Genomic DNA, 12,545 nt, shown 5'->3' on the forward strand with positions numbered 1-12,545 from the left:
GGGTGCGGCTCGCTTGTTCGGGGTTCACGAGGCCGTGGTCGTCCAGGTGACAGGCAGCTCGTGGACGCCGTAGATGTTCATGTCCGTCCGGAGTTTCACCTGGTCAGCGGGGATGGCGAGCTGCAGCGTCGGGAAGCGCCGCAGCAGCGCCGCGAACCCGGCGCGCATCTCGATGCGGGCCAGCTGCTGGCCGAGGCACTGATGCACTCCGTGGCCGAAGGCCAGCTGGCCGCGCGAGTTGCGGCGGATGTCCAGCGTGTCGGGGTTCTCGAAGCGCCGCGGGTCGTGGTTGGCGGCCAGCGTCGAGACGACGACGGTCGAGCCGGCCGGGATCGTCTCGCCGCCGAGTTCGAGGTCTTCGGTGGCGTAGCGGAAGTTGATGTCGACCACCGACAGGTACCGCATGAGCTCCTCGACGGCCCCGGGCAGCAGCTCCGGGTCGGCGCGCAGCTCGGCCAGCTGCTCGGGGTGCTCCAGCAGCGCGAACGTGCCGAGCGCCAGCATGTTCGCGGTGGTCTCGTGGCCGGCGAGCAGCAGCAGGAACGCGATGCCGGTCAGCTCCTCGATGCTGAGGTCGTCCTGCCGGGCCAGATCCGAAAGGATGTCGTCACCGGGCTCGGCGCGCTTACCCGCCACCAGATTGCCGAGGTACGTGGTCAGCGCACCGTAGGCCGCCATCTTTTCCTCGAGCTCCTGCTCCTTGACCAGGAACTTCGCGGAGTTGGCCTGGAAATCGGCCCGATCCTCGTACGGCACGCCCAGCAGCTCGCAGATCACCAGCGACGGCACCGGCAACGCGAATTCCTTGACGAGGTCCACCGTCGGGGTCAGCTGCGCCATCGCGTCCAGCTGCCGCTCCACGACCTCGGCGATGTGGTCCTCCAGCTGCTTCATCCGCTTGACGGTGAACGCGCCCGTCAGCTTGCGCCGCAGCCGCGTGTGATCCGGCGGATCCATGGCGATGAACAACCCGGGAACCTGCGGCGACGGCTCCGTGGCGACCGGCATCCCGGGCGTCTCGTAGGGCACGTGCATGACTCCCAGGTCCTGCCGCGAGCTGAACCGCGTGTCGGCCAGCAGCTGCCGCACCTCGTCGTACCCGGTGACCAGCCAGCCCTCGTGCCCGTCCGGGAAGAGCATCGGACTGACCGGCCGCGCCTCCCGCAACCGCGTGATCTCCCGCGGCGGATCGAACGGCCCCGCGTCGCGCTCCATCGGCAACCCCTGCGGGACGGACACCGTCTGGCTCATGGGACTTCCTCTCGTGGTGGTCGTGGGCACCACTCTGGCGGCCTCGGCTGACACGGCCCTGACACCGCTCTGACACCGCCGTCTCAGCTGTGCTCGCCGACGTGTCCGGACTGCAACTCGCCTCGCCGTCCACCGCCTGACCAGCGCCCCGACGGCCTACTCACGGCCTGCACTCCAAGACACGCCCCGAGAGGGGTCGACTCCCAAGGTCAAGAGGCAATACGCTAAGGAATGTGCTACTTGTCACATAGCACAACGCAAGGCAGAGTCGTACGTGGCGAAAGTGATCGTCACCCGGTTCCTGTCAGCCCCACCGAACAGGGAGGCTCCCGATGTCCACCACAGAGCTCGCCGAACTGCGGCGCACCATCGGCCAGTTGCGGCAGTGCGTGGGCGCCCTGCGCTCTCGGTACGGCGACGCGTCGGCGGTGCGCCGGCTGGCCAACGATGTCGAGCGCCTCGACATCGACACCGCGGAGCTGGACGGCCACCCGCACGCCGTGCCGGCGCAGGCGAAACCCGTGGACCGCGTGCCCGTCCCGGACACGCCTTACGATCCGGCGTTGTGGCAAGGCGCCGATGACGAGGGTGTTGGCGGCTACAAGCGCGACCAGCGGTGAGCGCTCCCGCTGACAACGACGTCAGCCGGGCCGGCACCGGCGTCCGCTCCCCGGGGCGGGCGCTTTTGGCCGACCGGACGTTGCGCACCGACCGGTGGTGGCTGCAACCCCTGCTCACCGTGCTGGGGTTGGCGACCTTCATCATCTACGCGACCGTTCGCGCCTTCGTGCGCACCGCGTACTGGGTGCCCGACTACCACTACCTGACGCCGTTCTACTCGCCGTGCGTGTCCACCTCCTGCGTCGAAGGCTCGAGCCACTTCGGGCACTGGTTCGGCGACTTCCCGAGCTGGATCCCGCTCGGGGCGCTGGTCCTGCCGTTCCTGCTCGGCTTCCGCCTGACCTGCTACTACTACCGCAAGGCGTACTACCGCTCGGTCTGGTTCTCGCCGCCCGCGTGCGCCGTGGCCGAGCCGCACGGGAAGTACACCGGCGAGACGAAGCTGCCGCTGATCATCCAGAACGTGCACCGCTACTTCTTCTACGTCGCGGTGATCGTGTCGCTGGTCAACACCTACGACGCCGTGGTCGCGTTCCAGAGCCCCAGCGGGTTCGGCTTCGGGCTGGGCAACATCATCATCGTCGCCAACGTGGTGCTGCTCTGGGCGTACACGCTCTCCTGCCACTCGTGCCGGCACGTCACCGGCGGCAGGCTGAAGCACTTCTCGAAACACCCCGTCCGGTACTGGGTCTGGACGCAGGTCTCGAAGCTCAACACCCGGCACATGAACCTCGCGTGGACCACGCTCGGCACGCTGGTGCTGACCGACCTCTACGTGATGCTCGTGGCAAGCGGTGCCATCGCGGATCTGCGTTTCGTCGGCTAGCGTCGGCACCCTCATCTCCGGCAGTACTTCAAGACAACGGCGTCCCAGCTCCGAGGTGGCTCTATTCATGACCGAAGTCGAACGGCACAGCTACGACGTGGTGGTGATCGGTGCCGGCGGCGCCGGTCTGCGCGCGGTGATCGAGGCGCGCGAACGCGGTTTCAGCGTCGCTGTGGTGTGCAAGTCCCTGTTCGGCAAGGCCCACACCGTGATGGCCGAAGGCGGCTGCGCGGCGTCGATGGGCAACGCGAACCCGAACGACAACTGGCAGGTGCACTTCCGCGACACCATGCGCGGCGGCAAGTTCCTCAACAACTGGCGCATGGCCGAGCTGCACGCCAAGGAGGCCCCGGACCGCGTCTGGGAGCTGGAGAGCTACGGCGCGCTGTTCGACCGCACGGCCGACGGGCGCATCAGCCAGCGCAACTTCGGCGGCCACACCTACCCGCGCCTCGCGCACGTCGGTGACCGCACGGGGCTCGAGCTGATTCGCACGATGCAGCAGAAGATCGTTTCGCTGCAGCAGGAGGATTTCGCGAAGTACGGCGACTACGAGGCGCGGATCAAGGTCTTCGCCGAGTGCACCGTCACGGAGCTGCTCCTGACCGACGGCAAGATCGCCGGCGCGTTCGGCTACTGGCGCGAGAGCGGGCGGTTCATCCTGTTCGACGCACCCGCTGTGGTGCTCGCGACGGGGGGCATCGGCAAGTCGTTCAAGGTCACGTCGAACTCGTGGGAGTACACCGGCGACGGCCACGCGCTGGCCTTGCGCGCGGGCGCGAAGCTGATCAACATGGAGTTCGTGCAGTTCCACCCCACGGGGATGGTCTGGCCGCCGAGCGTGAAGGGCATCCTCGTCACCGAAGGCGTGCGCGGTGACGGCGGCGTGCTCAAGAACTCCGAGGACAAGCGGTTCATGTTCGAGTACGTGCCCGACGTGTTCAAGGGCCAGTACGCGGACAGCGAGGACGAGGCCGACCGCTGGTACGCCGACGCCGACAACAACCGCCGCACGCCCGACCTGCTGCCGCGCGATGAGGTGGCGCGCGCGATCAACTCCGAGGTCAAGGAGGGCCGCGGCTCCCCGCACGGCGGCGTCTACCTCGACATCGCGAGTCGCCTGCCCGCGGAGGAGATCCGGCGCCGGCTGCCGTCGATGTACCACCAGTTCAAGGAACTGGCCGACGTCGACATCACCAAGGAGGCCATGGAGGTCGGGCCGACCTGTCACTACGTGATGGGCGGCATCGAGGTCGAGCCGGACACGGGCGCGGCGAGCGTGCCCGGCCTGTTCGCGGCGGGGGAGTGCTCCGGCGGGATGCACGGCTCCAACCGCCTCGGTGGCAACTCGCTGTCGGACCTGCTGGTGTTCGGCCGCCGCGCGGGCCTCGGCGCCGCGTCTTATGTGGACGGTCTGGGCGACGGGCGGCCTCAGGTTGCCGAGTCCGATGTGGACGCCGCCGCGAAGATGGCGCTGGAGCCGTTCGACCCGCCGGCCAAGGGCGTGGCCGAGAACCCGTACACGTTGCACACCGAGCTTCAGCAGTCGATGAACGACCTCGTCGGCATCATCCGCAAGGCCGGCGAGATCCGCCAGGCGCTCGAGAAGCTCGGCGAGATCCGGCAGCGCATGGCGCAGGTGACCGTGGAGGGCCACCGGCAGTTCAACCCCGGCTGGCACCTCGCCGTGGACCTGCGCAACATGCTGCTGGTGAGCGAGTGCGTCGCCCGTGCGGCGCTGCTGCGCACCGAAAGCCGCGGCGGCCACACGCGCGACGACTACCCCAGCATGGACGCCGATTGGCGGCACAAGCTGCTGGTGTGCGCGGCGCGGGCGGGGGACAATCCCGTGGTACCGGACGTCGACGTGGTGGAGAAGGAGCAGATTCCCCTCCGGGAGGACCTGCTCGAGCTGTTCGAGCTCGACGAGCTCGGCAAGTACTTCACCGACGCCGAACTGGAGAACCACTCCGGGAGGAACGCGTGAGCTACAAGGCCAGTTTCCGGGTGTGGCGCGGCGACGCGACCGGCGGCGAGCTGCAGGACTTCAAGGTGGAGGTGAACGAGGGCGAGGTCGTCCTCGACATCATCCACCGCTTGCAGGCCACGCAGGCCTCGGATCTCGCCGTGCGCTGGAACTGCAAGGCGGGCAAGTGCGGCTCCTGCTCGGCCGAGGTGAACGGCAAACCGCGCCTGATGTGCATGACGCGCATGTCGACGTTCACCGAGGAGGAGGTCATCACGGTCACGCCGATGCGCGCGTTCCCCGTGATCCGCGACCTCGTGACGGACGTGTCCTTCAACTACACCAAGGCGCGCGAGATCCCCTCGTTCACCCCGCCCCCGGACCTGAAGCCGGGGGAGTACCGGATGCAGCAGGTCGACGTCGAGCGCTCGCAGGAGTTCCGCAAGTGCATCGAGTGCTTCCTGTGCCAGAACACCTGCCACGTCGTGCGCGACCACGAGGAGAACAAGGAGTCGTTCGCGGGGCCGCGGTACCTGATGCGCATCGCCGAGCTGGAAATGCACCCGCTCGACGTCGCGGACCGTCGTGACGCCGCGCAGGAGGAGCACGGGCTCGGGTACTGCAACATCACGAAGTGCTGCAGCGAGGTCTGCCCGGAAGGCATCCACATCACGGACAACGCGCTCATCCCGATGAAGGAGCGGGTCGCCGACCGGAAGTACGACCCGATCGTGTGGCTGGGCAACAAGCTCTTCCGCAGGTGACCCGCGCGCAGCTGGCCGGCGCCGTCGTCACCGCGCTGGCCGCTGCGTGCCCGGGCTCGCGGGCCCGGTTGCGGGGCTCGCTCGCGGCCGGCACCGCCGACGCGTTCAGCGACATCGACGTGGAGTGGGTCGTCCCCGACGGGCGCGTGCCCGCCTGCGTGGCCGACGTCCGAGCGGTTCTGGAACGCGTGCGCCCGGTCGCCGCCGTGCGCACTTCGCCGGACTTCTTCCGCTCGTCGCAACGGCGGCTGCTGTTCGTGCGGTTCGCGGGGGTGCCGCTGTTCTGGCGCCTCGATCTGGCGCTACGGGAAGCGTCGGCGGTCGCCGATCCCGGGCCGGGCGACCCCGCCGTGCACGCCCGCGACGGCGAGTGGTCCCGTCCGGCGAGCGCCTTGGCCAACGCCCTCGGCGCGATCAAAGCCGTCGCCCGCGGCCGACCGGCCGACGCGACCGGCCTGCTGGAGCGGGGTTTCGCGCGAATCGGCGAGCCGGACACGGCCACGGGACGGTGGGTCGACGACGTCACGCGGCTCTCCCGCGCGGCCGCCGCCCGCGAACCGGAGCTCGCGCCGTTGGCCGAGGAGACGATCGCGTTGGCAGCGGCGGAACTCGGTGCTTGAGGTCGGTGGCGTGCTCATCGAGAACGTCCGGGTGTTCGACCCCGACTTGGGCACCACCGAAGCGGCGAACGTGCTCATAGACGAGCGAATCACCGCAGTAGGGTCCGATGCGGACGGTCCGAATCCCTACGACGGCGACGGCGGACTCCTCATCCCTGGCCTGATCGACTGCCACGGCCACGTCGCTTTCCCCGGCAACGCAGGACTTCCCCGCAGCACGCGGATCTTCGAAGCGGTCGCCACACTGCGCCGCCTACGGACGAGAGGCATCACGACCGTCCGCGACGCCTGGGGTGCCGACGCCGGTTTCAAACACGCGTTGGAAGAAGGCTGGATCGAAGGCCCCGACCTGCTCGTCAGCCTCCGCCAGCTGTCGCCGACGGGTGGGCTCGGGGACTGGTGGGACGCGGACACCGGCCGCCTCGATCGCATCGACGATCCCGCCCTGCCCGACGCGGTGTTCGACGGCCCGGACCAGGCGCGCGCGGCCGTGCGGCGGATGGTGCGCGCGGGCGCCGACTGGGTGAAGCTCGGCGCCGGCGGTTCCATGGCCGCGCTCGCCGAAGGGCGCGACGTTCGCCCCACCGACGAAGAGCTCCACGCCGTCGCCGACGAAGCCCGCCGCGCCGGTCGCGACGTGATGGCCCACGCGCACACGGCCGCCGCAGCAACAGCCGCCGCCCGTGCCGGCGTGCGCAGCATCGAACACGGGGTGTTCCTCGACGAACAAGCCGTCGCCGTGATGCGTGAACACGGCTGCTGGTACGTGCCCACCCTCGCTCCGATCCCGGCCGAACACGGCGAAACCCACCGCCGCTCCCTCGCCCTGGCGGTCGAAGCGGGCCTCCCGATCGCCGCCGGCTCGGACCTCGCGCCGCGTCCTCATGTCGACTTGCTGACCGAGCTGCGCCTCCTCGCTGCCGGTCTCGGCGCCGCGGGCGCCCTGCGCGCCGCCACGAGCGACGCCGCCCGCCTCCTGCGCCTCGACGACCGCGGCCGCGTCGCCCCGGGCCTGCGCGCGGACCTCGTGCTGCTCGACGGCCCCGCCGTGGACGTCACCGACCTCGCCGGTCGCATCCGTGCTGTCTGGCAAGCCGGACGACGAGTGCGCTGAAAACCCCTCGCCGCGCTGCCACCGAACGCGACACACTCGCCGACGTGGACTTCCTGCCCGGTCTCGAGCTCGCCCGCTGCTTCCACGCCGACGCCGTGCGCCCGATCCTCGAACGGCGCGGCGTCACCTACTCCGCGGCCCTCCTCGGCCGCGGCTCCGACGTCCTCGGCTTCGACACCGCGCGCTCCACCGACCACGACTGGGGCCCGCGCCTGCAACTGTTCGTCGACGAACCGGCCGGGCTCACCGAACTGCTCGCCGACGAGCTGCCGCGGGAGTTCCTCGGCTACTCCACGCACTTCGCCGACAACGAAGGCGATCCGACGACGCGCATGGCCCCCGCCGACGGCCCGGTCCGCCACGCAGTGGAGATCGCCGACATCGACACGTGGTTCAGTGCCTTCCTCGGCTTCGTCCCCGGGAAAACCTTGTCCCGGCGCGAGTGGCTCACCACCCCCACGCAGACCCTCGCCGAGCTCACCGGCGGCGCCGTCTTCCACGACGGCCTCGGTCGCCTCGACGCGCTCAGGGCCGTCCTGGCCTGGTACCCCGACGACGTGTGGCGCGAGGTCCTCGCCGGGCAGTGGCGCCGCATCGCGCAGGAAGAGCCCTTCGTCGGCCGATGCGGCGAGGTCGGCGACGAGCTCGGCTCGGCCGTCGTCGCCGCGCGCCTGGTGCGGGACCTCATGCGCCTGTGCCTCCTGATGGGCCGCCGGTACCCGCCGTACTCGAAATGGCTCGGCAGCGCGTTCGCTCGCCTGCCCCTCGCGCCGGCCCTGACACCGCACCTCACGGGCGCCCTGGCCGCCCTCGAATGGCGCCGGCGCGAGACCCACCTGGTCGCGGCGTATGAAACCGTTGCCGCGCACCACAATCAGCTCGGCCTCACCGAACCCCTCGACCCCCAGGTCCGCGGCTTCCACGAGCGCCCCTACCGAGTCCTGGGCGCCGCCCGCTTCGCCGACGCCCTCCGCCCGGGCGCCATCGGGGCGGTCGACCAGTGGGCCGACAGCACGGACGTCCTCGGCCATCCTGAGTGGACCCGGGACCTCGGCCCCTTCGACCACGGCTAGGGATGCCGGGCGGTCATCACCACGAACCGCGGATCACCGGGAACCGGCGCCACGACGGGCTGCTGCCCGACCGAGTGCAACCCCGCGTCGGCGAAGGCCTCCATCGCCGGATCGGCGGCACCGAAGTAAGACAGGACGAGCAACCCGCCACTCCTCAGGTTCGCGGCCAGACGCGCGAGCAACGCGTCGAGCGGACCAGTGACACCGAAGGCGACCACCACGTCGAAGTCGCCGATCACCGGCAGCTTCAGCGGCTCGTGCGCCTCGTAGGAGATCCCCAGCGGGTCGCGTTCCTCCTGCCGCTGGGCCTGCGCGATCAGCGAGCGGTCCGCGTCGACCCCGACCACGCGGGAAGCGCCGGCCGAGCGGAACAGCCGGGCGTGAACACCGGTGCCGCTACCCACCACCAGCACCCAGCGGCCGGCCGGGGGACCGGCGGCCGTCAGCACGGCGTCGGTCTCGGCGCGGTCGGCGGGGGTCCAGTGGGCCGGTTCGGGAGATTCGGGCACGGGCGGGCTCCTGCCTGGCGGCGGCTGCCCTTCGACGCTAACCCGCGACCCGGCGTCCCGACAGGTGCGTCCGGAGCAGCGCACGAAAAAAGCCCCCGCAGGTGCGGGGGCCTTTCCGGGTACCTCGTTCGTCAGACACCGCCGCCGACGAAACCACCGCCCGCGGCGTTGCCGAGCATGACCTGATCCGCCTTGTTGTTCGTCGTTTCGATGTGCTTCTTGCTCCGCCGGTTGCGCTTCTCGGCCCACGTCGCGAGCAGCGTCAGCAGCAGGCACATCACGATGTAGATGCCGGCCGCCACGATGGTCGACGGCACGATCGGGCGCCCGAACGCACCCTGCGAGCCGATGTAGCGCGCGTAGTACAGCAGTTCGGGGTAGGTGACGAGGAACCCGAGCGCGGTGTCCTTGAGCAGCACCACGAGCTGGCTGATGATCGTCGGCAGCATCGCGCGGATCGCCTGCGGCAGCAGCACCGTGAACATGACCTGCGTCTTGCGCATGCCCAGCGCGTACGCCGCTTCCGACTGGCCCTTCGGCAGCGAGTTGATGCCGGCGCGGAAGATCTCCGCGAGCACGGAACCGTTGTACAGCGTCAAGCCCAGCACCACGGCGAACAGCGGCGAGGTGTCGACGCCGACCGTCGGCAGGCCGTAGTAGAAGAGGAACATCAGGATCAGCAGCGGGATCGCGCGGAAGAACTCCACGACGAACGTGGAGATCCCGCGGATCCACGTGTGCTCGGACAGCCGTCCGGCGGCGAAAACCGCGCCGAAGATCAGGGCGAATACCGCTCCGAGTGCGAACGCCTCGAGCGTGGCGAGCACGGCGTTGGCGAGGTCCGACTGCACCTGCGAGTACTCCAGCCACGCCCACTTCTGCGGGGTGAACTGGCCGCTGTCGGCGAAGCTGAAGACCACGAAAGCGATCAGGGCGATCACCAGGAGGATGCCGATCCCGGCGTAGATACGGTGCCGTACCCGCGACTTCGGGCCGGGGACGTCGAACAGGACGTTGCTCATCGGGCCACGCTCCAGCGCTTCTCCAGGCTGCGCTGAACGAACGACAGCACTGCGACCAGGATGATGAACCCGAGCGCCACCCACAGGAGGGCGACCAGCTGGCTGTCGCCGCGCTCGGAGATGTACTGGCGGATCGCACCCGCCTCGGCGACGGAGAACCCGCCCGCGATCGTGCTGTTCTTGAGCAGCGCGATCAGCGTGCTGATCAGGGGCGGCACGACCGACCGCAGCGACTGCGGCAGCACGACCTGGCCGAGGATCTGGCCGAAGGTGAGGCCGAGTGCGCGCGCCGCCTCGGCCTGGCCGACCGGCACGGTGTTGATGCCCGAGCGCACGACCTCGCAGATGAACGCGGACGTGTACACCGTAAGCGACACCACCGCGGCGGTGAAGTAGTCGATCCTGACGATGTCCAGCAGCGGGTAGGCGAACACGAAGAACGCGAACACCAGCGTGAGCGGTGTGTTGCGCACGATGGTGACGTAGGCCGTGCCGATCGCGCGGAACACCGGAACCGGGCTCACCCGCAGCATCGCCAGGATCGTGCCGAACACGAGGCTGCCGACGGCGGAGATGAGGAACAGTTCGATCGTGCGCAGGAAGAACGGACCGAAGAGGTCCAGATTGTCGAGCAGGACGTCCATGGAGCCTTCCCCGCGTCCGTGGGCCGGAAGATTACGTGGAGCGGCCGGTGGACGGAGGCCCCGTCCACCGGCCGTGAAACCGGATCAGTAGCGCTGGATGGTCGGCTTCGTCGCGGTCGCACCGGACTGGCCGAGGGTGGCGTCGTAGATCTTCTGCCACGTGCCGTCGTCGAGGCTGGCCTGCAGCAGGTCGTCGATCTTCGTGCGCAGCACCTTGTCGTCCTTGTTCAGGCCGATGCCGTAGGGCTCCTGCGAGAACGGCTTGCCGACGACCTTCAGGTTCGCCTTGTCCTGCGCCGCGTAGCCCTTGAGGATCGCGTCGTCCGTGGTGACGGCGTCGACCTCCTTGGTCAGCAGCTTGTCCACGCACTGCGAGTACTTCTGGAACTCGACGATGTTGCCCGGCTCCGTCAGGCCCTGGTCGCGCACGCGCTGGATCGGGGTCGACCCCGTCGCAGAGCAGACCTTCTTGCCCTTCAACGTTTCCGGGCCGGTGATCGACGTGTCGTCAGCGCGCACCAGCAGGTCCTGACCGGCCTGGAAGTACGGCCCGGCGAACGAGACCAGGTTCTTGCGCTTGTCGGTGATCGTGTAGGTGCCGACGTAGTAGTCGACCTGGCCGTTGGCGATGGCCTGCTCACGCGCGGCCGAGTCGACCGTGGTGAACTTGATCTTGTCCGGGGCGATGCCGAGACCGGCGGCCACCATCCGGGCGATCTCGATGTCGAAGCCCTGGAACTGGCCCGTCGTCGGGTCCTTCTGGCCGAGGCCCGGCTGGTCGTCCTTGACGCCGACGGTGACGGTGCCGGCCGACTTGATCTTCGCGAAGACCGGCGAGCCGGCCAGGTCGACGTTCTGCGCCACGGTGTAGGTCGGCAGGGCGGCGGTGTTCGCGCCACTGGTGTCGCCACCGGGGGCCGCGGGCGTGCCTTCCTTGCCGCAAGCGGTCAGCAGCAGGCCGCCGGCGAGCAGCCCTGCCGCGAGGGTGCGGATCCTCATAACGTGTCTCCTGTATCTGTCGTCGGTATGGCCGGTGCGGCCACCGGGTACGGCAGGTGCCGGGGAAAATCCGGTAATCGTCAGTGGGTGAGGATCTTGCCGAGGAAGTCCTTCGCCCGGTCGCTCTTCGGCTGGGTGAAGAACTCGTCCGGCGTGGTGTCCTCGACGATCTCGCCGTCGTCCATGAAGATCACCCGATTAGCTGCCCGGCGGGCGAACCCCATTTCGTGGGTGACCACGAGCATGGTCATGCCGTCCTTGGCCAGGCCGGTCATCACGTCGAGCACCTCCTGGACCATCTCCGGGTCCAGTGCCGAGGTCGGCTCGTCGAACAGCATCACCTTGGGGCGCATCGCGAGCGCCCGGGCGATGGCCACGCGCTGCTGCTGGCCGCCCGAGAGCTGGGCCGGGTACTTGTCCGCCTGGTTCGCGATGCCGACCCGCTCCAGCAGTTCCATGGCGGTCTTGCGCGCGTCGGCCGAGGACATCTTGCGGACCTTCACCGGCGCGAGCATCACGTTCTCGAGGATCGTCTTGTGCGCGAACAGGTTGAACGACTGGAAAACCATGCCGACGTCCGCGCGCAACGCCGCGAGCGCCTTGCCTTCGGCCGGCAGGGCCACACCGTCGACGGCGATCTCGCCCGCGTTGATCGGCTCCAGCCGGTTGATGGCGCGGCACAGCGTCGACTTGCCCGACCCGGACGGCCCGAGCACGACCACCACTTGGCCGCGAGGCACCTCGAGGTTGATCTCCTTCAGCACGTGCAGGTCGCCGAAGAACTTGTTCACGGCGGTCGCCTTGATCATCGGCGCCGCCACCTCCGCGGTCATCTTGGCCTCCAGAGCTCCTTCACAACCGGCATCTGCGGGACCGGATCCCACGTCGATGGCGGAAACCTACTCCCGTCGGACCCTTTGTAAAGGCGGCTTGAGCAATACTTAGGGTTTCAAGTACGTATCGACTTCCGGCGCCGTCCGGGCTGGTCGGCGGCCTTCCGCCCTGCTCAGCCTAGCCACGACCGCATTCGGTGATCACGCGATGCGAGTCAGAAGAGTGACGGAGAGTGAACCTTCGTGCCCTGTCGTGGTCGCTGGCGGGTGCCCCCTAGAGTTCCTCGCTACCGTGGGCTGGAT

The 12,545-nt window shown here is 69.1% G+C and carries 13 protein-coding genes; 7 read left to right on the top strand and 6 right to left on the bottom strand.

Going from position 1 to position 12,545, the window contains the following annotated elements:
* Window positions 1-24 precede the first annotated feature (24 nt).
* Window positions 25-1,251, bottom strand: a complete 1,227-nt coding sequence (locus tag K1T34_RS29825) for a cytochrome P450 (protein WP_220238086.1) — start codon at window positions 1,249-1,251, stop codon at window positions 25-27.
* Between the two features lie 332 nt (window positions 1,252-1,583).
* Between K1T34_RS29825 and K1T34_RS29830 the strand changes: the two genes are divergently transcribed.
* The 7 genes from K1T34_RS29830 (at window position 1,584) to K1T34_RS29860 (ending at window position 8,235) form a co-directional block, all read left to right on the top strand.
* On the top strand, window positions 1,584-1,871 hold the full coding sequence (locus K1T34_RS29830) for a hypothetical protein (RefSeq protein ID WP_220238087.1): 288 nt from the start codon (window positions 1,584-1,586) through the stop codon (window positions 1,869-1,871).
* Window positions 1,868-2,698, top strand: a complete 831-nt coding sequence (locus tag K1T34_RS29835; protein ID WP_220238088.1) for a hypothetical protein — start codon at window positions 1,868-1,870, stop codon at window positions 2,696-2,698. The genes K1T34_RS29830 and K1T34_RS29835 overlap by 4 nt, the downstream gene beginning before the upstream one ends.
* A 67-nt stretch (window positions 2,699-2,765) precedes the next feature.
* Window positions 2,766-4,685 carry a fumarate reductase/succinate dehydrogenase flavoprotein subunit gene (locus K1T34_RS29840; protein WP_220238089.1) on the top strand — a complete coding sequence of 640 codons (1,920 nt, stop codon included), beginning with the start codon at window positions 2,766-2,768 and terminating at the stop codon, window positions 4,683-4,685.
* Complete coding sequence (locus tag K1T34_RS29845; RefSeq protein ID WP_220238090.1) at window positions 4,682-5,428, top strand: succinate dehydrogenase/fumarate reductase iron-sulfur subunit; 747 nt, start codon at window positions 4,682-4,684, stop codon at window positions 5,426-5,428. Before K1T34_RS29840 ends, K1T34_RS29845 begins: the two co-directional genes overlap by 4 nt.
* Window positions 5,425-6,048: a hypothetical protein gene (locus K1T34_RS29850; RefSeq protein ID WP_220238091.1), complete on the top strand. Its 624-nt coding sequence runs from the start codon at window positions 5,425-5,427 to the stop codon at window positions 6,046-6,048. Before K1T34_RS29845 ends, K1T34_RS29850 begins: the two co-directional genes overlap by 4 nt.
* Window positions 6,041-7,162 carry an amidohydrolase family protein gene (locus K1T34_RS29855; RefSeq protein WP_220238092.1) on the top strand — a complete coding sequence of 374 codons (1,122 nt, stop codon included), beginning with the start codon at window positions 6,041-6,043 and terminating at the stop codon, window positions 7,160-7,162. Before K1T34_RS29850 ends, K1T34_RS29855 begins: the two co-directional genes overlap by 8 nt.
* A 44-nt stretch (window positions 7,163-7,206) precedes the next feature.
* Window positions 7,207-8,235: a DUF4037 domain-containing protein gene (locus K1T34_RS29860; RefSeq protein WP_220238093.1), complete on the top strand. Its 1,029-nt coding sequence runs from the start codon at window positions 7,207-7,209 to the stop codon at window positions 8,233-8,235.
* Here K1T34_RS29860 and K1T34_RS29865 read toward each other — a convergent pair.
* The 5 genes from K1T34_RS29865 to K1T34_RS29885 form a co-directional block, all read right to left on the bottom strand.
* Window positions 8,232-8,744 carry a class I SAM-dependent methyltransferase gene (locus tag K1T34_RS29865; RefSeq protein ID WP_220238094.1) on the bottom strand — a complete coding sequence of 171 codons (513 nt, stop codon included), beginning with the start codon at window positions 8,742-8,744 and terminating at the stop codon, window positions 8,232-8,234. The two genes, K1T34_RS29860 and K1T34_RS29865, sit on opposite strands and share 4 nt — an antisense overlap.
* Window positions 8,745-8,875: 131 nt before the next feature.
* A complete protein-coding gene (locus K1T34_RS29870; RefSeq protein WP_220238095.1) occupies window positions 8,876-9,766 on the bottom strand; it encodes an amino acid ABC transporter permease in 891 nt (296 codons plus the stop codon).
* On the bottom strand, window positions 9,763-10,410 hold the full coding sequence (locus K1T34_RS29875) for an amino acid ABC transporter permease (RefSeq protein ID WP_220238096.1): 648 nt from the start codon (window positions 10,408-10,410) through the stop codon (window positions 9,763-9,765). Before K1T34_RS29875 ends, K1T34_RS29870 begins: the two co-directional genes overlap by 4 nt.
* 84 nt (window positions 10,411-10,494) lie before the next feature.
* Window positions 10,495-11,409: a glutamate ABC transporter substrate-binding protein gene (locus K1T34_RS29880; protein ID WP_220238097.1), complete on the bottom strand. Its 915-nt coding sequence runs from the start codon at window positions 11,407-11,409 to the stop codon at window positions 10,495-10,497.
* An 80-nt stretch (window positions 11,410-11,489) separates the two neighbouring features.
* Window positions 11,490-12,218, bottom strand: a complete 729-nt coding sequence (locus tag K1T34_RS29885) for an amino acid ABC transporter ATP-binding protein (protein WP_220247486.1) — start codon at window positions 12,216-12,218, stop codon at window positions 11,490-11,492.
* Window positions 12,219-12,545 lie beyond the last annotated feature (327 nt).

It is taken from the genome of Amycolatopsis sp. DSM 110486, assembly GCF_019468465.1.
In the GTDB taxonomy this organism is placed as follows: domain Bacteria; phylum Actinomycetota; class Actinomycetes; order Mycobacteriales; family Pseudonocardiaceae; genus Amycolatopsis.